Source organism: Porcincola intestinalis (genome assembly GCF_009696445.1).
Lineage (GTDB): Bacteria > Bacillota > Clostridia > Lachnospirales > Lachnospiraceae > Porcincola > Porcincola intestinalis.
In genome coordinates this window covers 147,737-168,639 of sequence record NZ_VULZ01000002.1, presented here as the reverse complement: position 1 = coordinate 168,639, position 20,903 = coordinate 147,737, and the positions used below count along the sequence as shown (strand labels likewise).

Sequence of the window (20,903 nt, the reverse complement as noted above, 5' to 3'; positions counted from 1 at the left end):
GAATGAGTGAAGTTGGAGATGCCGTGCAGGTTGTCATGCTCTTTGGCCGCGGAGCAATGCTGGTTGGGAATATTTCGCTGAAGCTTGCCATGCAGATCGTAAAGCTGATGAATACGATCTATCTGGCCAAGTGGGAGGGTAAAGTTTCCCTGAACAGGCTCCGCCAGACGAAGGGGGATGATTTTGTCTTTATAAATGTTTCCTCAGAAAAAAGGGAAGATCTTGCCGCAGTAGAAAGGGAAATGAAGGCGCACGGGATCATGTTTGCCAGAATGCCGGACCTTTGCGGGGGAGATGCGAGGACGCAGTACGCTATTGCGTCCTCTGACGCGGTGAAGATGAAGGCAATGCTGCTTGACCACACAGCCGGTCCGAACCGGCATATCCGTGTCGGTCCAATCAGTGAAGCTGATTATATGATGACCGGGAAGAAAGCGGATGGAACGGACACAAAAGAGATGGAAGCGCTGAAACAGTCTGCACAGAAAAATGTAGAAGCTACCATGAGAAAGGGAAAGGATTCGGTGGAGAAAACGCCCGATTACAGGAAGCGCGCAGGCAGCGGCGTTGCTCAGCAGGCGGAGCAGGAGCATGTGAAGGTAAAGAATACCTTCTCTCAGATCCAGCAGAAAGAACAGAAGGTTCGGGAGACCGTTTCAGACGTTCGGATACGTGTGCGGGACAGCGTCGCTGAAAAGGGCGAAGAAAGTGTTTTCTGGATCAGCCAGAAACCTGTTTTTGAGAACCGGCAGTTTTCCCAGTTCATGCTGCCGGACGGGATCCATTCCATCTTTGTCCGGCATGAGGATATTCTTCCCTATAAGGATGCTGCTACAGGGAAAAGGGTTGCCGTCATCTTCAAAGATCAGGCATACAGCATGATGAACATGCAGAAGGTGGATGTGGTCGCAGCGGATGGAAGCAAAGCAATCGCCATGTTCAAACTGCCGGGCGGGGCCGTTGTTGCACATGGGAGTCAGCAGCCTGATAGGAAGAAACCGGGATCGGAAGTAGCTGTAAAATCAGAAAGGGAAGGCTTTGTCCCACAAGTTGGCAAAGAGGTTAAGCCTCCAGAAAAAATTAGATAGAAATTAATTACGCATGTATTGATTTTTCAGATATTATGATAGAGTATAGCTGTGAGGGGATTTTAATAAACAGATTGAGATTTATCATTTGCAAAAGGAGAGGATCAGGCATGCGTAATGATTGTTCTTTAAGAAACAGCAGGTTTTCTTTGCCCGGTTTATTTATAATTGCAGTACTGTTTATCCTGCTTCCGGGGATGACAGCAGAGGCGGATGTTGTTAGAAACTATAAAGCCAGTGAACTGCCGGATGGAGAGTGGTTTTTCCAATACGACGATGTGGACACAACCACAAACATAACGCTTGATAAAGACTGTACTATTGAGAGTATAGAACAAAGATTTGCGGATGCTTATACCTATGGCAAACTGAATATTATTGGTAATGGGCATAAGCTTATTATTGGGAGTGGTGGAATTTATGCCTCTACTTCAAGCATCAGTATTCAGGATGCGATCGTTGAGATTGATACGACATATCCTTACGAAGGTTCTTATTGTGATGGTATTCACAGCAGTGAAGGAATACAAATTGTACGATCTAACCTTGATATTATTACATCCAGTTCGTTTCACCCCATGTGGAGCAGTGATCCTGAATATATTGAATGCGCCAAAGTTTCCGGAAGTGAAACCGGTAATAACCTTTCTGTAAGGGCAACGCATGTGATTGGCAGTGTAAATGTCACGGTGACAGAACCGAAAGCCGGAGAAAAAGCAGTCTTTAAAGGCTCTGTAAATGATAAGAACATCCAACTGACTGCTGGAACACTTGATGACGAAAAGATCAGGTGGTATGAAGGAACAAAAGAATACAAAGAGACGGACAATCTCACTTTTGAGGCGGGGCATACTTACAAATGCGTTGTACATCTTTCTGCCAAGCGTGGTAAAGTGACTTCTGCCACAAATGTAAAGATTAATGGGCATGCTGCTATATTTGCTGAGGACCAAGTGGATTACGGGAGCTATACATGGCATGCATGGTTTACTTATGAATTCGAGATTCCCAAAGCAGTACCTGCTCCAGTTGCTGACCCGGCGCCAGCAGCCACTCCGCCTTCTGGAGAAACCGGTGTCCTGACAGTCACAGCAGGAAACGGGATCTATACTATTCAGGGACAGCAGGCTATACTGACCGGCCCGGTATCGAAAAATATTAAGAGTATTGTCATTCCGGCGTCAGTAAAGAAGAGCGGAAAGAAATATCCGGTCACGAAGATCGCCTCAAAATCATTGTCCGGGTTGAAGAAGCTGAACAGTGTTACGATTGGGAAGAACGTCAAATTCATTGGAGCAAAGACATTCTGGAAATGCGGAAGGCTGAAGAAGCTTACGATAAAAACGAAGAAGTTAACAAAGAAAACGATCGGGGCAAGTGCCTTCAAAGGAATAAATAAGAAGGCGACAATAAAATGCCCGAAGGGAAAGAAGAATGCATATAAGAAGATATTCCTGAAAAAGGGAATGAAAAAAACGATGAAATTCAAGTAATAGAAATTACATTTTGTAGCCGGTAGGAGCCTCTTAAAGGGGCTCCTTTTTGAATCCGGAGAGGGGAGGCACATACTGATTGGAGCATTTGAATAAACGAAAACCGAACCTGTTATTCTTCTGGTTTTTGCTGCCATTCGTATTATATGCCGGATATGGCATCGGAAAGTTGGAAGATACAAAAATCACGATTAGCAATCTACAGGATATCCTGCTTTATTCATTGACGCATCCCTGGCCGCCCAGGTTCACAGTGCTTACAGTAAAAGCGGTTTTGATCCTGCTTCTGGTCTGGGGATTTGCGGTGATCTGGTATGTCGGTAACTACCGCAGCCTGATCCCGGGACTTGAGTATGGATCCGCGAAGTTTGCTGATCCGAAGAGGGTGAACGAAAAACTGGAAGATACTGACGAGGCAAAGAATAAGATCCTGTCAGAGAATATCCGAATGAGCATTGATACCAGGAAGACAGGACTTAATAACAATGTAACTGTGATCGGCGGATCCGGCTCCGGCAAGAGCTTCCACTATGTAATGCCGAACGGAATGAAAGGGGATACATCAATGGTCCTGACAGATCCCAAAGGTGAGCTCTATCATAAGCTTGGCAACATACTGGAACTGAAGGGGTACCGTGTGATTGCTTTCAACCTGGTGGACATGGACAACTCGGACTGCTATAACCCCTTCGAGTATATCCGGTCTGATAATGACATCATCAAGCTGGTTACAAACATGATGAAGAATACATCGCCCAAAGGCGCGTCATCCTCGGATCCGTTCTGGGATAACGCGCTTTCCTTATACCTGCAGGCGATCATGTCCTATGTATGGTATGAGTGTCCGAAACAGGGCAAGAAGGCAAACATCAGGGAAATGATGGACCTGCTGACAAAGGCGAAGGTTGCTGAGAAGGAAGGGCAACGGTCAGACCTTGATCAGATGATGGAAATCCTTCCGGATGATCATCCTGCGAAGGTTGCTTACCTGAAGGTACGTAGCGGCGCAAAGGATACGATCCGGTCAATCATCATATCGGCGCATGCAAGGCTTGCGTATCTGCAGAATCCGAAGGTGCTGCGGATCCTGGACAGGGATGACATGAATATCCGGGCCCTTGGAGAAGGGGTGTATGAGAACCCGGACCGGAAGACTGCCTTGTTCTGTATCATTCCGGATAATGACAAGAGCTACAACTTCCTGGTTGGAATGCTGTATACGCAGATCTTCCAGGAACTATACTACATTGCGGACTTCCAGTATGGCGGTGCGCTGCCGATCCATGTGGCATTCTGGATGGATGAGTTTCCGAATGTCGCGCTGCCGGATGGCTTCACGGAGATCATCTCCACTATGCGAAGCCGCAACATTTCCTGCAACGTGATTCTGCAGAACCGAGCGCAGCTGCAGGCACTTTTCAAGGATTCCTGGCAGGCAATCATTGGAAATACTGATGTCCTGATCTATCTTGGCGGCAATGAGGCGGAAACGCATAAATATATGACAGAGATGTTGGGGAAATATACTGTCGGCAAACAGTCCAAGGGAGAGAGTGCCGGCAAAAGCGGATCTTCCAGTAGCAACTACGATGTGATTGGCCGGGACCTTCTGACACCGGATGAGGTCCGCAAAATGGATAACAGCAAGTGCCTGATCTTTATCAGGGGATTTGACCCGATCATGGATGATAAGTTCCATACACTGGAGAGTGATGAATTTGCACTGTCAACATCCCTGGGAATGTACGACGGGAATAAGCAGAAGGATGAAGCCTATGAGGAGGAACAGGTTCATTTCTACATTGACGCTGAGGGTGAGGATGCCCTGGAGAAATCATACAGGTACCAGTTGGAGAATTACGGGGGCATCTTCAAAGAATCCAACGTCTTTTCCCATCTGGAAGAGACACAGGACGGACTGTATAAGATCCCATTCGAATACGGCGGATATATGCTCAAGTATGAGAGCGGCCAGGCGGAAGTCCTACCAGCCTTAGATCCGCTTGGTATGGTCAGGATTCATGCAGGCGGCGCGGTTCTCTCCAAGATCCCTGTCTGCGGTTATTACGAAGAGGAAATGTACATGGAGCTTACAGAGGAACAGGAGAAGGAACTGTTTGTATTACGTAACCGGATGACACCGGCAAAGCGAAATCTATTGTAACCGTGCAGCATAATAAGTGCATCGTCATTGGTGGTAAGAGCAAGGGGAGGAGAATTTTCGTGCAGAACATAGAATATCTGTCGGAACGGGATTTGAAATACTTTGAAAAGAAAGAAGCCTTGGGGGAGGCAATTATCATACGGATAGAACCAGAAGCCCTGCTGTCACTGGATCTGGATGCGCTGTTCCAAGATCATCCGAAGGACCAGACACTTTCGGCGGAAGAACTGGAATTATTCCTGCATGGGAAGAATATGAACGGATCGGATAAGGTCGAACAAAAAAATCAGGATACAGCTGTTTATGATCTGGAGAACGACCTGAAGAGCGTCAGCCTGTCAGAAGAGCAAAAGTTCACTTTCTTGCAGGCTGTGCGCAGCGGGGCAACAGACGAAGAACTTATGAGGATCCTTCAAAATGAAAAAGTCAATTAGCGCTGCGATACAATCATTCTACGGGGAGGAGAAAATGGACTGGAGAAAGGAACTGAAAGAGATTGTCGGCACTGCAGATGACAATAATGTCGCAGATCTTACGGACATGGAAGAGAGGGAGATCCTGGAAGAGCGGCACCTGGGTCTCATATCAGCAGTAATAAAGAAACAGCCGGAAACAGATTCTGATGTTATTGATTACAATTCTCATATATAATACGCAGAGAAGACAATGTCAGGAAGGTGTTGGCTGTTATTTAGGAGGGCAAATGAAATGAATGCGATGGAAGCGATTCTCACCAGAAGAAGTACCAGGAATTATAAACCTGATCTCGTCGAAGAAGAGAAGATAGAGCAAATCCTTGATGCTGCCATACAGGCACCAAGTGGTGGGAATAACCAGACCAACCATTTTCTGGTTATCAGGAACCAGGATGTTCTTCGGAAACTGGCTTTGATGGCGGAAAAAGCCTTCTCTGCAATGGAAATCAGCGAAGATACCTATGCAAGCCTGAAACACTCAATCAATTTATCAAAAAGGGGCGGGTATGTGTTTTACTATAATGCGCCGGTCCTGATCGTTGTCGCCAACCAACGGGATTACGGCAACAACATAGCGGATTGTGCATGTGCCATCGAGAACATGATGATCGCTGCCAATGCCCTGGATTTGGGTAGCTGCTGGATCAACCAGCTGAAGTGGCTGAATGAGGAACCGGAGATCGTGGATTATCTGCACGAACTGGGCATGGAAAAAGATGAACGTGTTTATGGCGCGGTTATTATAGGATATCCCGCCAGTGATACCGGTCTGCCAAATAGGAAACTGATGCCGCAGAAGGGAAACAAGGTTACATATATTGACTGACATAAAGAGCACCTGAAAGAGTCATTGCCAAGGTAATGAAACATTACTGGAAAGGGGTAGGATGAACATGAAGAAGGTTGCAATATTATGGTCAAGCCCTAACACGGACGGGCTGACAGCATCAGCAAAAGATGAGATCATGCGCGGACTTACGGACGCCGGGACAGAGGTTGAGGAGATCCATCTGAACATTAAAAAACTGGAGCACTGCAGGGCATGCGGAAATGGATGGGGAACCTGCAACAAGACCGGAGCCTGTGTGATCAAGGATGACTTTGCGGAGATTTACCGCACAATATCGGAGGCAGACGGCATTGTGTGGATCAGCGCAGTTTACTGGTCAGACATGACAGAATGCTTCAAGGCGTTCTTCGACAGGCTTCGCAGGTGTGATGCGGCACATAACCAGTTCCTTGCTGAGAAACGCTGTGTACTGGTCGCCTGTGCCGGTGGGACCGGGAGAGGGACTCTGGAATGCCTGCAGCAATTTGAACGCGGGCTGGTCCACATGGGGATGCGTACTTATGACCGGATCTCCGTAGGGCGGTATAACAGAGAATACATCCTTCCTGCGCTGTATGCAGCAGGTAAAACCTATGCAGATCGCCTTGAGAATGGCTTTGACATGTACTATTAAGACTGGTTTCCGGGAGGTAATATTATGCAGTTTATCATTACCGCTTATGACGGATCAGATCCGGATGCATTGTCACGGAGAATGAATGTCCGCCCGAAGCATCTGGAGAATATTGCAAAAGTGAAGGAAGCAGGGCATGTAATCTGTGCCGGCGGGATTACAGATCCGGAGGGCCTGCTTAAAGGGTCATTCCTGGTCATGGATTTTGGTACAAGGGCAAAACTGGATGAATACATGGAGTCTGAGCCATATGTAACAGAAAATGTCTGGCAGGATATAAGAATAGAAACCTGTAATGTTGTGGTTATGGGAACCATAAAGAAGTAAGAAAAACAGGGTAATAATGAGCCTGAAGAAGTCATTTGCATTTGCAGATGACTTTTTTTAGACCTGAAAAGGGGGTAGGAATGGCGGGAGCATTTGAAATCGTAATGCAGGAGAGAAAAGCTTTGGTGGATAAGATCATTGGCATGATGAAACAGGGAGACTTCTTTCATAATGCTTCCGAGTGGGACAGAGCAGCACTCAGGCCGCAGAACCCATTATCGAAGGTGTGGTATCGCGGAGGAAACCGTATGAAGTTGATTGCGGTCGTAACGGAACGGGGATACCGGGATCCCAGATGGGCTACGGCTAAGCAGCTGTTTGAAAAAGGCTACCACATCAAAGCCGGGGAACATGGAACGATCTGTGAGAAATGGATCTTTGAGAAAGAGAAGAAGACGAAGGATGAGCATGGAAATACAGTCAGGGAAGTAGTGCAGCTTGACCGGCCGCAGGTCATGTACTTCAGGGTATTCAATGGCGAACAGGTCGAGGGCTTTCCTGAATATGCCCCATCTGCCTTGGATGAGGACAGGACACAGCTTGGGGATATGATTGATCAGATCATTTCAACCAGTGAATGTCCCGTGATTGAAGCTGCGCAGGATCGGGCATACTATTCTCCATCCCAGGATCGGATCGTGCTTCCGCTCAGGAGCATGTTTAAGGATGAGGAAAGCTTTGTCAAGACGGCCATTCATGAGATGGGACACAGCACAGGCCATCCAGCCAGACTGAACAGACCTTTGGGAGGCATGTTCGGATCAGAAGAATACGCGAAAGAAGAGCTCCGGGCTGAAATCGGAGCTCTTTTCACGGAGGCGGATCTTGGGATCTCACTGAAAGGTGAGCATTATGAAGATCATTCCGACTATCTTCGCAGTTGGATCGGTGCCCTGCAGAATGATTATAACGAGTTCTTCAGGGCCTGCGCTGATGCGGAACAGATCGCAAAACGGCTGGTCGGAAACTACACAAAAAAGTATGAGCTGAAAATGGAAGTGGATGAAGTTCCAGACATGAGCAAGGCTGCCCCATGCGATCTGTCCATTCCAATGGAGGAGAAAAGCTTGTGATGTCCCCAGGAGTATTCTTCAGGATTACATTTGTGATTCAATGACAGTCTCGGATCCGGAGATTATAATGATTGTGATTCTATATTCTGAATGGTTATGGAGTATGGGGAAGTGAGGTGAAGCATGGTACCTGCAATTGATCAAAAGGCAACCGGCAGGCAGATACATAGATTACTGAAGCTGCGCGGTTTTACTGTCCAGGATGTGAAGGAGAGGCTGATGCTGGGATGCGTTCAGTCGGTATACCACTGGCTTGATGGCCAGAGTCTCCCGTCTTTGGATAATCTTTATGCTTTAAGCAGAATGCTGAGAGTGCCGATGGACCGGCTGATAATCGGAACCGAAGATTATGAGAAAACAAGGCCTTTGAAGAGAAGGTCAAAGCACCTGTTGTATTATGGCAAGATGGTTCGTGAAGGGATAGCAGCATAGATAAAAGGACATATAAGAAAAACAAACATGCACGATGAGGGCCCCGTATGGAAACGGAGCTCTTTTCGATCGATGATTAGGAGGAGCATATGGGTTACAAAAGAAGCGACGTGGAAAAAACGAAAAATGCAGCCAAGAAATTTGTCCGGTATAAAGAAGGGGCAGAGCGTTACAGTATCGGACTGACGAAATTCCAGGCACTCGCAAAAGAAGCCGGCGCTGTATACAAGGTGGATAAGATCGCACTTGTAAACTGCGAGATATTCGATAAGTTCCTGGAGACATTCCGCGAATACTGATAGACCTCTGTCGGGAACAGACCTTGTTGCACATCAGAGACATTTCAATAAGTGCAATAATTGCACATTTAGATTGACTTAAATGTGCAATTATTGCATAATAGGAATGCCAGAGGGGGTGCAGAATATGACAGAGTTAAAATCTCGTAGACTTCAAAGAAAGATGACTCAAAAGGAGGTTGCTGAACAGATCGGCATATCCCTGCGTTCCTATATCATGTATGAGAATGACGAGAGCAAAGAAGGCACACCGAAATACAGGTTCCTTCTTCAGGAATTGGACAGGATCTGCTTATTGGATGAAACCCACGGGGTACTCTCAATCGAAGAGATTAAGCAGATTTGTGCAGATGTCTTTGCTCTGTATCATGTCGAGTTTTGTTATCTTTTCGGTTCCTATGCAAAGGGAAAAGCTACTGAAGACAGTGATGTGGATCTTCTGGTTTCAGCTGAGACAAGCGGTCTTGCATTCTTTGAAATGACAGAACGTCTGCGAGAGTCCCTTCACAAGAAAGTAGATCTTCTGGATTTGAAACAGTTAAGTAATAATGAGAATCTTCTCAGGGAAGTCTTGAAAGAGGGCATAAAGATTTATGGATAACATAAAAAATGATCAGTATTTTGTCGGAAAAATTCAAGATGATCTCGCTTTTATAATAAAGCATATGAATGATGTAGATCAGGAGGAACTTGCGCATAATGAACTGCTTTTGGATTCCATGATGTTCCGCCTTATCCAGATTTCAGAGAATGCCAGGAAGTTAAGCGATGAATTCAGGCTGTCAGAGCATCCGGGTATACCCTGGATTGCAATGTTTGGGCTCAGGAACCGCATTGTTCATGATTATGGAAGTGTAGATCTCAGTATTATCTATGATACTCTGAAAAACAGCATTCCCGAGTTATACAATCAATTATGCGAAGAAATGAATTGAATAATATCCGATAGTTGCGGATAAATGAGTATTTGACCTCCCCATAGTGATGTGTGGGAGGTTTTTTCTGTATATCGACATAACAGAAACGGAGGGAGAGCACGTTTATTTTAAGGATTGACTTTCCGTATGACGAAATTTATAATGGTAAAGAAGAGAGGTATGCTATGGCTAAGATTGGACGTCCGAGAAAGGAAAATAAAAAAGAGAAAGTTGTCTCTGTCCGTCTTTCTGATGAAATCTATCAGAAGCTGCTTGCATATATCTCAAGTACAGATCAAACAATGACGGAAGTAATCCTTCGCGGATTGGAAAAGGAATTATCCAGTCAGAAATAGGTGTTGAATCCCTTCTTGTGATTAACGAGAGGAGAATTCAATGGGGAAAGCACGCAAGGATTCAAGAGGAAGAGCGCTTCGGAAAGGAGAAGTACAGAGGGCGTCAGATGGCCGCTATATGTTTACGTATACAGATCCACTGTGTCGAAGAAAATTCATATATGCCAACACGCTGGCGGAATTACGTGAGAAAGAGAGAAAGCTGTTCAAAGATCAATTGGATGGATTGAACCTCTATGCAGCAGGGAAATCTACTGTAAATGATGCCTTTGACCGGTATATTTCTACAAAGTACAATCTTAGAGAAACCACGAAAAGTAACTATACCTACATTTATGATCACTTTGTCCGTGATACCTTCGGCAGGAAAAAGCTGGCTGATATAAAGTATTCAGATGTGCTGCAGTTTTATCTGCATTTAATTCAAACAGAAGGATTGGCAGTCAGTACGCTGGATTCGGTTCATGGCCTGCTTCATCCGACATTTGACATGGCTGTGAGGGATGATATCATCAGGAAGAATCCCAGTGATGGAGTCATGAAGGAGCTGAAGAAGGATGAAGGGAAAAACAAAGGAGTACGTCATGCCCTTAGTGTAGAGCAGCAGCGTGCATTTATGGATTTCATCGCGAATCATCCGGTGTATTTTCACTGGTGGCCGCTGTTCACCGTTCTTTTGGGTACAGGATGCCGCATTGGAGAAGCACTTGGTTTAAGGTGGGAAGATCTCGATTTTAATCTTCGTATCATCAGTGTCAATCATAGTGTGGTATATTATCCTGTCGGCAAAGATCGAAAAACTGTGATGCGTATTTCAAAACCTAAGACGGAAGCTGGTATCAGGTCAATTCCTATGCTTGACATGGTATACGATGCTTTCATGATGGAGAAGGAGGCGCAGAAAGAAAACGGCGGTAATATTTCTGAGATCGACGGAATGACAGACTTTGTGTTCTGCAACAGGTTTGGTATGGTTCCGAATCCGCAGTCAGTCAACAATGCGATCAAGAGAATTGCGCACAGTTATAATAAGGAGGAGGCACTGAAAGCAGAAAAGGATAAGCGTGAGCCCATCCTTCTTCCGGATTTCTCCTGCCACCATCTCAGGCATACTTTTTGCACGAGACTCTGTGAAAATGAAACGAACCTGAAAGTGATCCAGTCGATCATGGGACACAGGAACATTGAAACAACAATGGATGTGTACGCTGAGGCGACGGACCGTAAGAAGAAAGAAACATTCGAGAATTTGTCAAAGCTGGATATATTTTGAAGGGATTTATCTCTTATGCTTGACAGCAAAAAGCGATAATGACAGCAATTTGACAACAATGCTCTTGTAATAGCAACTTATTATGATGCTTTTAGAATTCAACTGATATCTGAGTTTGAATTGTAATGAAGGGTTATAAAGAGTAAAGAAATATCATTCGTTGTAATCCCCACTATGCAGTGCTTTGACTGGTTTGTAAAAGAGCAGGGCGAGGAAGAAAAGAATGCCGATGACCTGATCAAAAAGTACAAGCTGTTTGGCCATGATCCGAAGGGGCTGTACGCGCTGAACCAGGAGCTGCTCGGAAGAGTCTACACGGCTCCGTCTCTGGTTCTCTGATGAGCAGGGAAGATGTGATATGCGCTTGCCGCCACGTGACGAAGGGGGAAGTCCGGGATGCCATGAAGGCAGGGGCGGACTGTTTCAAGGATGTCCGGAAGGCAACCGGTGCAGGCGGCAAATGCGGCAAGTGTAAAAAGAAGATCAAGAAGTACATGGACAGGCACCGCGATGCAGATCCCTGAGACATACGCTCACTGGTAAGCTTCGCAAAGTGTTTCCAGAACCTGAATGTACCGCTGTGTCAGCTGCGAGGGACGGATCGAGACCGGCAGAATATAGCCGATTTCCATGAAGTCATCGACCAGGAGCGGACGGGAGATGATGTGCGGCCCGTTCAGCTCCTCACTGATGATCCCGCTGCTGATGGTATATCCGTTGATCCCGACCAGCATGTTGAACAGGGTGGCACGGTCACAGACATAAAGCTCACGGTCACAGTCCATGGTGCTCAGTATTTCCTCGGAGAAATAGAAGGAGTTGTGGCTGCCCTGCTCGAAGCTGAGGCGCGGATAAGGCTTCAGATCCTCAGGAGTCACCGTGCCCCGGGCAGCGAGTGGATTGTCTTTTCCGATAAAGACATGCGGCCGGGCGATGAAAAGCCGGGTGAAGGAGAGCCCCTGGTCCCGCGGTGTTTTTCGAAGGACGGTCTCGTTGAAGCTGTTCAGATATAATATTCCGAGCTCGCTTCTGAGGTGCGCGACGTCATCGATGATGTCGTATGTCTGTGTTTCCCTCATAAAATTCATACTTTGTTCCGGCGTACTTCTTCAGCAGCCGGACAAATGCCTCTACGGCGAATGAGTAATGCTGTGAAGAAACGCAGAAGCGCTGCTTCACGGCATTCTTCTTTTTATATCGTTCCTCGACCAGGCTGGTCTGTTCCAGGATCTGTCTGGCATATCCAAGAAACTCGTCCCCCTCCGGCGTCAGTTCCATCCCTTTTCTTGACCTTGTAAAGATCGGGATATCATATTCTTTCTCAAGCTCGTGGATGGCCGCGGTAAGGCTCGGCTGAGCGATATAGAGTTTTCTTGCGGCCTCTGTGATACTTCCGGTCTCCGCCACAACGATCAGGTATTCCAGCTGTTTCAGTGTCATATATCCCACCCGCTTCTAATGCTCTTTATCCGGCGTCTCAGACAGTCTCTTTTTAATCGATAGATTTCAAACAAAGTGTAACATGATCCATAGATTATATCTATGGTATTTCAAATGAAACAGGTATTTTACCAGAAAAGATGTCTTCCATATAATCAGGGACAGGATCCAGACAGCGGGAATACAGCCGCGTGCATGCCAGGTGTTCCTTTTCATTGGAAACAGGAAGAAAGCGAAAAGGAACTGACAGGGGATCGTCAGGAAAACAACAGGAGGACCGGGACAGATGAAGACACTTCAGACACCATTTCGATATGATTATGTAGGAAGCTTTCTCAGGCCACAGAAGCTCAAGGAAGCCAGAAGGGCATTTGACACAGGGAGGATCAGCCACGACGACTTGAAGAAGGTTGAGGATGAGGCCATCACGGAGCTGATCGGGAAGCTGAAGGAGCTCGGCTACCCTGTTCTTACGGATGGGGAATTCAGAAGGGCGACCTGGCATCTTGATTTTATGTGGGCATTCGACGGAATCGGACATGAACCGACAAAGACCGGACTTCCATTTCACGGCGAAGCGGCGATGATCGATGACACCTATATCAATGGGAAACTCGGACTGACCGGAGAGCATCCGTTTGTGGAGCATTTCCGGTTTGTCAAGCAGTTTGAGGATGAGAAGACGGTTGCAAAGCAGACGATCCCGGCGCCGGCGCAGTTTCTCGCGCAGTTTGCGATGCCTTTCAACCGGGCTGCCACGCGGGAATTCTACAGTACTGATGAGGAGCTTGAGGATGATATCGTCCGGGTTTATGGCAAGGTGATTCACGATCTCTATGCTGCCGGCTGCCGGAATCTGCAGCTGGACGACTGCACCTGGGGAATGCTGGCGGACAAAATCGGACCGTCTCTATACGGGACAACAAGAGAAGGAGCAGCTGCCATCCAGAAGAAGCACAGGGACATCAACAACAGGGTGATTGCGGAGGCACCCTCGGATATGATTGTCAATACCCATGTCTGCAGAGGAAACTTCCATTCGACCTTTGCAAGCAGCGGGCCGTATGACGGCGTGGCGGATATTCTGTTCGGGGAGGAGAACGTCAATGCCTACTACCTTGAGTTTGACGATGAGCGCTCCGGTGGTTTTTCACCGCTGGCAAAGGTGAGCGGAGACAAGAAAGTGGTTCTTGGCCTGGTCACGACAAAATCCCCGAAGCTCGAGAGCAGGCAGATGCTCATCGACAGGATTCACCAGGCAGCCAGATATATTCCGCTTGAAAGGCTCTGCCTGAGCCCGCAGTGCGGCTTCGCCTCCTGCGAGATCGGAAATAAGCTGACGCAGGAAGAACAGTGGGCGAAGCTCCGGCTGGTGAAGGAAGTCGCGGAGGAAGTGTGGGGATAAGCGGCCGGCATCATGGTCAAGTTCCTGCTTGACTCTTGTATAATACCAGGGTTTACGATCCTCCCAACAAGCAAAAAGCAGTTCAAGTACACAGTTTCCGGATGACAAAGACGTCTTCTCACATGAGGAGGCGTCTTTTTTGTGAAGGCGGCCGCTCATCATCGAGTGCGGAGCAGGAGATTCTGGAATGTATCGAGAGATGAGGAGGTATGTATGGCGGATTCGAGAATTGATTTCATCTATCTCAGTGAGCCGGATATGATCCGGGCGGGCGTGAAGGACATGAAGGCCTGTATTGAGTCGATGGAAGATATGCTTCTGCTTCTGAAGGCAGGAGATTACATGATGGGCGGCGAGAATCACAATTCCCACGGATGCATGGTGATGTTTCCGGATGATCCGAAGTTCCCGGGCATGCCGAAGAACGCACCGGACAGACGGTTCATGGCGATGCCGGCGTACCTTGGCGGCAAGTACCAGATGGCTGGCGTCAAGTGGTATGGCTCCAACATTGAAAACAAGAAGATCGGTCTTCCGCGTTCGATTCTGACGATGATGCTGAACGACAAGGATACAGGGGCGCCGCTGGCGCTGATGTCTGCGAATCTTCTCTCAGCTTATCGGACCGGAGGGATCCCGGGCGTCGGAGCGAAGTACATGGCACAGAAGGATTCCGAGACAGCGGCGATCATCGGACCCGGCGTGATGGGAAAGACGAGCTTTGCAGCATTTGCGGCAACCTGCCCGAACCTCCACAGAGTTCACATCAAAGGAAGGGGCAGACGCTCGATCGATTCCTTCATCGAATTCTTAAAGAAGGAATATCCGCAGATTGATGAAATCACGGTTGCGGACACCATCGAGGACGCAGTCCGCGGGGCGGATGTCATTTCCTTCACAACAACAGCATTCTGCGGAGATGACCCGGAGATCGTCAGGACCTACCCGTATGTGAAGACCGAATGGGTGAAGCCGGGCGCCTTCATCGCGATGCCGAGCGCGGCAAGGTTCGATGATGATCTGCTTCTGAAGAGCAAGCTCGTGGTCGACAACCGCAAGCTCTACGACGCCTGGGAGATGGAATATCCGTATCCGACCTATCCGAAGATGGGCATCATCGGCTGCAGATTCACGGACCTGATCCATGAGGGGAAGATCAGCAGCGGGGACATCACGGATATGACCGATATCATCGAGAAGAAAGCACCCGGCCGGACATCGGATGACCAGATCATCATCTACTCGGTCGGCGGAATGCCCGTCGAGGATGTTGCCTGGGGCTGCAGCGTGTACAGAAGGGCGAAAGAGCTTGGAATCGGTGTAAAGCTGAACCTCTGGGAGAAGCCGGAGATGGCATGACAAAAAGACTGTCGGGAGGAGATCGGATATGGCTGCATTATCAAGAATCGAAATCATCTGTGATATGTCCAAGTTTTCGGTACTGAAGAAGACGCTCAGTGAGAACCATGTCGGCGGCATGACATTCACCCAGGTGCTTGGCTGCGGCGTCGAGAAGGGGACCAAGGAATACGAGGTTGATGAGAATTATGAAATGGAGCTGCTTCCGAAGATCCAGGTCTCCATTGTGGTCCCATCCGAGCGGGTCAGAAGCCTCACGGACATCATCGAGAAGGCGCTCTACACGGGCCATATCGGAGACGGCAAGATCTTCGTCTATGACGTGACGAATGTCATCCGTGTCCGTACCGGCGACGAGGGCGAACAGGCGCTCTGAGTTTTCAGACTTGCAGAGGAAGAACGCTTATGGATGAGAAGAAATTAGGTCTGAGAGACGTGGTGGCTGTTTCCGTCGGACTCGTCATCGCGACCAGCAGTCTGGTCTCCCTCGGACAGGGCGCCGGACGCATCGGGGAGCTGTTCATCGTCGCGATGATCATTGCCTGTGTCTTCAATATGATCACGATGGCGACGATGGCGGAGCTCAACGCACTGATGCCGAATACGACAGGTGGTCTGGCGCAGTATACGCTGGCCGGCATCGGCCCCCTTCCGACCATGGTGCTGATGGTCGGCGGTTATTTCGCATCGAACATCCTCTCAAGCGGTGTGGAGGCGTCGATTTTCGCCTATGCGATGGGCGAGGTGATCCCCCTTCCGCTTCCGAACTATTTCTGGACGCTCCTGATCAGCGTGGTTATCCTGATCGCGAATCTGAGAGGCGTGGACATGTTCGCGAAGATTCAGAACCTGGTCTGCTATCTTCTGCTGGGATCGATGCTGATCATGGGCCTGATCGGGGTATTTGGCCTGGGAACGGGAGCGGCCGTCCGGCAGCCGGCTGTCATGAATGCCACGCCGAAGAACGTCATCGCGATGACGGCGACGGCCTTCTGGCTGTTCATCGGCGCCGAGTATGCGATCCCGATCTCAAAGGACGTCCGGAATGCAAAGAGAAATGTCCCGCTTGGCATGTTCCTGGGGCTCGGGCTGATCTGTCTGGTTCAGTCCATCATGGTGCTCGGTTTTCACCGCTATACGAAGTGGCCTGATCTGATGAATTCGGCAGCTCCGCATATGCTATACGGAAGCAACCTTCTCGGGATGCCCGGAAAGATCTGGATGGCGTTTGTCGCGGCTCTGGCGGTCATCAGCTCACAGAATTCCAGTGTCCAGGCGCTGTCGGCGATTGCACAGGGCATGACGAAAATGAATATGATGCCGCAGTGTTTCGGCAAAACGAACAGGTATAAGGTACCGCATGTGGGAGTCTGGTTTGTGACAATCGCGATCCTGGTCTGCGGGTATATCAGCCAGGATTCCTCAGAGCGCATCAGTTTCCTCATCCAGGTCGGCTCGGTATTCTGGATGCTTTCTTACATCGTCGCTCACATCGATCTTCTGGTATTCAGAAAGCGTCTTCCGCATGCGCCGCGCAACTTCAAGGTACCGGGCGGGCCGGTGCTCCCGCTGATCGGGATCAGCGGAATCGTCTATATGATCTGCAACATATCGACCGATTTCCATACCAGAATGATGATCTACCTCGCGACGGGCGTTACATTCGCCGCTCTTTCTGTCTGGTCCGTCCTCTGGATCAAACTCCGGATGAAGATGCCGCTGATGAAGCCGGTTCCGATCAACAAAGTCCTGGCGATGGAAAATTCGATGTTCTACAAGGTCCGGAGGAACAAGGGCCTTTGCAGGTGAAGGAGGAAAACATGGATCGTATTCAAAATCATCCGATACTGGGAGAGAGTCCTGTGGGAAAGAGTGTGACGTTTACCTACGATGGCCGGGTGCTGACCGGATATGAGGGCGAACCGATTGCGATGGCACTGAAGGTCAACGGCATCATGATCCACCGCTACACCGCAAAGCGCCACGAGCCGAGAGGGATCTTCTGCGACATTGGGCGATGCACGGACTGTGTCATGGTAGTGGATGGTCAGCCAAACGTCAGAACCTGCATCACCCCGCTGAGAGCGGGCATGAAGGTTGAGACGCAGTATGGGGCAGGCGCAGAGCCCTTTCCAGAAAATGCTGAAGACGCGATGCGATTCGTAAGGGATGAAAGGGGCTCGCATCCGATTTCAGAGGATGCCGGAAAAGATGCCAGGGAGGAGAAGCACTCATGAAGATCGAGAGAAAAGAGTTCATCGTTGTCGGGGCGGGGCCTGCCGGTCTTTCGGCTGCGATCGAGGCTGCCAGATCAGGCGTTTCGGTGACGGTCTTTGACGAAAATGCCCGTCCGGGCGGACAGCTTTTCAAGCAGATTCATAAGTTCTTCGGCTCCAAGGAGCACATGGCGAAGATCCGCGGTTTCAGGATCGGCGAGGAGCTTCTGAGGGAAGCGGAGGAAAAAGGCGTCGAGGTTGTGCTCAATGCGACCGTCATCGGTCTGTACCGGGAAAAGGAGATTCAGGTCCAGATCGGAACAGAGGTTCATCACTACAAGGCGGACGCGATCCTGATCGCAACAGGGGCATCCGAGAACATGGTGAACTTCCGCGGCTGGACGCTTCCGGGTGTCATTGGCGCCGGCGCCGCACAGACGATGATGAACCTTTACCATGTCAAGCCGGGCAACCGGATTCTGATGCTGGGGTCCGGCAATGTCGGCCTGGTGGTCTCCTATCAGCTGATGCAGGCAGGCTGTGAGGTTGTGGCGCTGGTGGATGCCGCGCCGAGGATCGGCGGGTACGGCGTCCATGCCAGCAAGGTTGCCAGATGCGGCGTACCGTTTTATCTCTCCCACACGATCAAGGAGGCAGAGGGGACGGACTGTGTCAGGGGCGTGACAATCGCGCAGATTGACGCAAAATACCAGTTCATCCCGGGAACGGAGAAGCATTTCGATGTCGACACCATCTGCGTGGCAGTTGGTCTCTCTCCGATGACGCAGCTGCTCAAGATGGACGGCGTGGAGATGGCGGACACGCGCGGCGGATACATTCCGGCCTGCGATGAGACCGGCGCGACATCCATCCCGGGGATTTTTGCCGCGGGTGATGTCGCCGGAATCGAGGAGGCTTCCTCGGCGATGATCGAGGGCCGTATGAGCGGTGAGGCAGTCGCGGCGTATCTCGGCTATGCATCGACGGATGAGAAGGCGCTCCGCGAGAAGGAGCTGGAGGAGTCGCTGGGAGCGCTCAGGCAGGGGATGTTCGCGCCAAAGAACCGTGGAAAGAAGCTGGAAAAGACGGACGAGGGCATCGAGCTGTCGGAAATGCTGCTGGAGAAGGGCTACATCGGCGACGATGAGATCAAGCGGTTTCCCGGATACAGGGCGGAGATCAAGGTGCACCCGGTCCTCGAGTGTACACAGAATATCCCATGCAATCCCTGCCAGACTGCATGTCGGAAGGGCTGCATTTCCATCGGGGACAATATCACGTCGCTGCCGATCTCGGTGAAGGATTCGACCTGTATCGACTGCGGGATGTGTGTTGCCAGCTGCTCGGGGCAGGCGATCTTCCTCGTCTCGGAGAATCCGGAGAAGGGGACGGGAGAGGTGACAATCCCGTATGAGTTTCTGCCGCTTCCAAAAGTGGGCGAGAAAGGATACGGGCTTTCCAGGAGCGGACAGAGGATCTGTGATGCGACGGTCCGGAAGGTTCGGACATCGAAGACCTATGACGGGACGGCGCTCGTGACCATCGAGGTCCCGATCGGGTATACAGACCGCGCCAGATTCTACCGCAAGGCAGATGAGGCGCAGTGAGAGGAGGAGACGTCATGTTTGATATTCAGGAAAAGCTGAAGGAGATCGGTCCATACGTACCGGAGAGTGACGACGACCTTCTCGTCTGCCGGTGTGAGGAAGTGACGAAGGGCGAAATCAGAAGGGCGGTTCACGAGGGCATCACGACGATTGAGGAGATGAGGCGGTTTCTCCGCTGCGGCATGGGGCTGTGCCAGGGACAGACCTGTGGAACGCTGACCAGACGACTGGTTGCCAGGGAGCTGAGGGTTCCGCAGAGCGAGATGGATGTCGCGACCTCGCGCGCACCGATGCGGCCGGTTGCGATGGAAACCGGCGGGAGAGACCTGGGCGTTGAGAAACCGGCAGCAGGAGGGGACGCAGAATGAAGAAGACGGCGGATGTCATCATCATAGGCGGCGGAATTGTCGGCTGCGCAAGCGCTTACTACCTTGCGAAGGCAGGTGTGAAGGACATTATCGTGCTGGAGGCGAGCCGGTCGATCGGCCATGGCGGCTCCAGCAGAAATGGAGGTGGTGTCCGCCAGTCGGGCCGTGATGTGCGGGAGCTTCCGATTGCCATGTGCGCCGTGCAGAAGTTCTGGCCTTCCCTGTCGGATGAACTCGGGGTGGATACAGAGTACACAAGGCAGGGCAACATCCGGATGGGGAAGACGGAGGCACATCTGAGAAAGCTGGATACGCTGACGACAAATTGCCGGAATATGGGGCTGGACGTACGCATGATCGATCGGAAAGAGGTGCATGCGATCAACCCGTATCTCTCGGACCAGGTCATCGGCGCGAGCTTCTGCCCGACGGATGGTCATGCGAATCCATTGACCACAACACTCGGCTACTACATCAGAGCGCTTGAGAAGGGCGTGCGGTTCTACACCGACGCGCGTGTCATGGCGCTGGAGAAGGTCCGCGGGCAGGTACGGAAGGTGCGGATGGAGGACGGAGCGGTACTCGAGGCAGATACGATCCTGCTTGCGGCTGGATATGCCAGCCGCAAGATCATGAACACGGTCGGACTTGAGGTCCCGATGTATGACGAAATTGACTGCTGCCTGGTCACGGAGATGGAACCAAAGATGTTTCCCCAGATGCTGGGCTGCGCGGACGCGGATTTCTACGGCCATCAGACCCGGCATGGCTCCTTCGTGTTCGGAGCCGTCGCCGGCCCGGAAATGCTGATGGATGAGGATACCGACACGGTGAACTTTGCGCATGCGGCGACACTCGGGGCAAGCTGCCGGGCAATCGAGGGCTATGTGCCGCTTCTGAAGAATGCGAAGATCGTCCGGAGCTGGACGGGCTGGTGCGACTGCACGAGCGACGGTGTCTGCGTCCTGGGGCGCCCGGAGGAGACACCCGGCCTTGTCCTGGCCTGCGGCTTCAACGGACATGGCTTTGGAACGGCACCGGCTGTCGGATATATGATGGCGCAGACCATCCTGGACGAGCAGACACTCATCGACCTGTCGCCGCTCCGCTATGAGCGGTTCCAGGAGATGATCGGGTAAGCAGAGAA

24 protein-coding genes and 2 pseudogenes are annotated in these 20,903 nt (G+C 50.2%); 25 read left to right on the top strand and 1 reads right to left on the bottom strand.

Features of this window, described 5'->3' with window-relative positions; translation table 11 throughout:
• Positions 1-2 precede the first annotated feature (2 nt).
• The 17 genes and pseudogenes from FYJ35_RS02960 (at position 3) to FYJ35_RS02880 (ending at position 11,885) form a co-directional block, all read left to right on the top strand.
• The gene (locus FYJ35_RS02960) at positions 3-1,088 is read left to right on the top strand and encodes a DUF3801 domain-containing protein (protein ID WP_154522897.1); all 1,086 of its coding nucleotides are present in this window, start codon (positions 3-5) and stop codon (positions 1,086-1,088) included.
• A gap of 110 nt (positions 1,089-1,198) precedes the next feature.
• Complete coding sequence (locus FYJ35_RS02955) at positions 1,199-2,581, top strand: leucine-rich repeat protein (protein WP_205839678.1); 1,383 nt, start codon at positions 1,199-1,201, stop codon at positions 2,579-2,581.
• A gap of 79 nt (positions 2,582-2,660) precedes the next feature.
• Positions 2,661-4,745: a VirD4-like conjugal transfer protein, CD1115 family gene (locus tag FYJ35_RS02950; RefSeq protein WP_235906327.1), complete on the top strand. Its 2,085-nt coding sequence runs from the start codon at positions 2,661-2,663 to the stop codon at positions 4,743-4,745.
• 59 nt (positions 4,746-4,804) lie between these two features.
• A complete protein-coding gene (locus tag FYJ35_RS02945) occupies positions 4,805-5,179 on the top strand; it encodes a hypothetical protein (protein WP_154522891.1) in 375 nt (124 codons plus the stop codon).
• The gene (locus FYJ35_RS02940) at positions 5,163-5,396 is read left to right on the top strand and encodes a hypothetical protein (protein ID WP_154522888.1); all 234 of its coding nucleotides are present in this window, start codon (positions 5,163-5,165) and stop codon (positions 5,394-5,396) included. The genes FYJ35_RS02945 and FYJ35_RS02940 overlap by 17 nt, the downstream gene beginning before the upstream one ends.
• Before the next feature lie 57 nt (positions 5,397-5,453).
• The gene (locus FYJ35_RS02935) at positions 5,454-6,047 is read left to right on the top strand and encodes a nitroreductase family protein (RefSeq protein WP_154522885.1); all 594 of its coding nucleotides are present in this window, start codon (positions 5,454-5,456) and stop codon (positions 6,045-6,047) included.
• 67 nt (positions 6,048-6,114) lie between these two features.
• On the top strand, positions 6,115-6,684 hold the full coding sequence (locus FYJ35_RS02930) for a flavodoxin family protein (protein ID WP_154522882.1): 570 nt from the start codon (positions 6,115-6,117) through the stop codon (positions 6,682-6,684).
• 24 nt (positions 6,685-6,708) lie between these two features.
• Positions 6,709-7,011, top strand: a complete 303-nt coding sequence (locus tag FYJ35_RS02925) for a YciI family protein (RefSeq protein WP_154522879.1) — start codon at positions 6,709-6,711, stop codon at positions 7,009-7,011.
• A gap of 80 nt (positions 7,012-7,091) precedes the next feature.
• A complete protein-coding gene (locus tag FYJ35_RS02920; RefSeq protein WP_205839677.1) occupies positions 7,092-8,084 on the top strand; it encodes an ArdC family protein in 993 nt (330 codons plus the stop codon).
• Positions 8,085-8,207: 123 nt separating this feature from the next.
• Positions 8,208-8,516, top strand: coding sequence for a helix-turn-helix domain-containing protein (locus FYJ35_RS02915; RefSeq protein WP_154522873.1), 309 nt, complete (start codon positions 8,208-8,210; stop codon positions 8,514-8,516).
• A gap of 89 nt (positions 8,517-8,605) precedes the next feature.
• A complete protein-coding gene (locus tag FYJ35_RS02910; protein WP_154522870.1) occupies positions 8,606-8,815 on the top strand; it encodes a DUF6462 family protein in 210 nt (69 codons plus the stop codon).
• Positions 8,816-8,942: 127 nt separating this feature from the next.
• The gene (mntA, locus tag FYJ35_RS02905) at positions 8,943-9,416 is read left to right on the top strand and encodes a type VII toxin-antitoxin system MntA family adenylyltransferase antitoxin (RefSeq protein ID WP_154522868.1); all 474 of its coding nucleotides are present in this window, start codon (positions 8,943-8,945) and stop codon (positions 9,414-9,416) included.
• Complete coding sequence (locus FYJ35_RS02900; protein WP_154522865.1) at positions 9,409-9,750, top strand: HepT-like ribonuclease domain-containing protein; 342 nt, start codon at positions 9,409-9,411, stop codon at positions 9,748-9,750. The genes mntA and FYJ35_RS02900 overlap by 8 nt, the downstream gene beginning before the upstream one ends.
• A 167-nt stretch (positions 9,751-9,917) precedes the next feature.
• On the top strand, positions 9,918-10,088 hold the full coding sequence (locus FYJ35_RS02895; RefSeq protein WP_154522862.1) for a CopG family transcriptional regulator: 171 nt from the start codon (positions 9,918-9,920) through the stop codon (positions 10,086-10,088).
• Between the two features lie 40 nt (positions 10,089-10,128).
• Positions 10,129-11,361 (top strand): tyrosine-type recombinase/integrase, encoded by a 1,233-nt coding sequence (locus tag FYJ35_RS02890; RefSeq protein ID WP_154522859.1) that lies wholly within the window; start codon positions 10,129-10,131, stop codon positions 11,359-11,361.
• Positions 11,362-11,532: 171 nt separating this feature from the next.
• A pseudogene (locus FYJ35_RS02885) lies at positions 11,533-11,700 on the top strand (ferritin); the annotation flags it as partial.
• A gap of 14 nt (positions 11,701-11,714) precedes the next feature.
• Positions 11,715-11,885, top strand: coding sequence for a (2Fe-2S)-binding protein (locus tag FYJ35_RS02880; RefSeq protein ID WP_320808553.1), 171 nt, complete (start codon positions 11,715-11,717; stop codon positions 11,883-11,885).
• Between the two features lie 9 nt (positions 11,886-11,894).
• Here FYJ35_RS02880 and FYJ35_RS15460 read toward each other — a convergent pair.
• A pseudogene (locus FYJ35_RS15460) lies at positions 11,895-12,801 on the bottom strand (LysR family transcriptional regulator).
• Positions 12,802-13,087: 286 nt separating this feature from the next.
• Between FYJ35_RS15460 and FYJ35_RS02870 the strand changes: the two are divergent.
• The 8 genes from FYJ35_RS02870 to FYJ35_RS02835 all read left to right on the top strand — a co-directional run bounded on the left by FYJ35_RS02870 (position 13,088) and on the right by FYJ35_RS02835 (position 20,895).
• On the top strand, positions 13,088-14,206 hold the full coding sequence (locus FYJ35_RS02870; protein WP_154522853.1) for a 5-methyltetrahydropteroyltriglutamate--homocysteine S-methyltransferase: 1,119 nt from the start codon (positions 13,088-13,090) through the stop codon (positions 14,204-14,206).
• A gap of 213 nt (positions 14,207-14,419) precedes the next feature.
• Positions 14,420-15,565: a tyramine oxidase subunit B gene (locus FYJ35_RS02865; RefSeq protein WP_154522850.1), complete on the top strand. Its 1,146-nt coding sequence runs from the start codon at positions 14,420-14,422 to the stop codon at positions 15,563-15,565.
• A 28-nt stretch (positions 15,566-15,593) separates the two neighbouring features.
• Entirely contained in the window at positions 15,594-15,941 is a 348-nt protein-coding gene (locus FYJ35_RS02860) for a P-II family nitrogen regulator (protein WP_154522847.1), read from the top strand.
• 29 nt (positions 15,942-15,970) lie between these two features.
• The gene (locus FYJ35_RS02855) at positions 15,971-17,374 is read left to right on the top strand and encodes an APC family permease (protein ID WP_154522844.1); all 1,404 of its coding nucleotides are present in this window, start codon (positions 15,971-15,973) and stop codon (positions 17,372-17,374) included.
• A gap of 11 nt (positions 17,375-17,385) precedes the next feature.
• The gene (locus tag FYJ35_RS02850) at positions 17,386-17,802 is read left to right on the top strand and encodes a (2Fe-2S)-binding protein (protein ID WP_154522841.1); all 417 of its coding nucleotides are present in this window, start codon (positions 17,386-17,388) and stop codon (positions 17,800-17,802) included.
• The gene (locus FYJ35_RS02845) at positions 17,799-19,388 is read left to right on the top strand and encodes an FAD-dependent oxidoreductase (RefSeq protein ID WP_154522838.1); all 1,590 of its coding nucleotides are present in this window, start codon (positions 17,799-17,801) and stop codon (positions 19,386-19,388) included. The genes FYJ35_RS02850 and FYJ35_RS02845 overlap by 4 nt, the downstream gene beginning before the upstream one ends.
• A gap of 14 nt (positions 19,389-19,402) precedes the next feature.
• The gene (locus tag FYJ35_RS02840) at positions 19,403-19,756 is read left to right on the top strand and encodes a (2Fe-2S)-binding protein (RefSeq protein ID WP_154522835.1); all 354 of its coding nucleotides are present in this window, start codon (positions 19,403-19,405) and stop codon (positions 19,754-19,756) included.
• The gene (locus FYJ35_RS02835) at positions 19,753-20,895 is read left to right on the top strand and encodes an NAD(P)/FAD-dependent oxidoreductase (RefSeq protein ID WP_154522832.1); all 1,143 of its coding nucleotides are present in this window, start codon (positions 19,753-19,755) and stop codon (positions 20,893-20,895) included. Before FYJ35_RS02840 ends, FYJ35_RS02835 begins: the two co-directional genes overlap by 4 nt.
• The last annotated feature ends 8 nt before the right edge of the window (positions 20,896-20,903 follow it).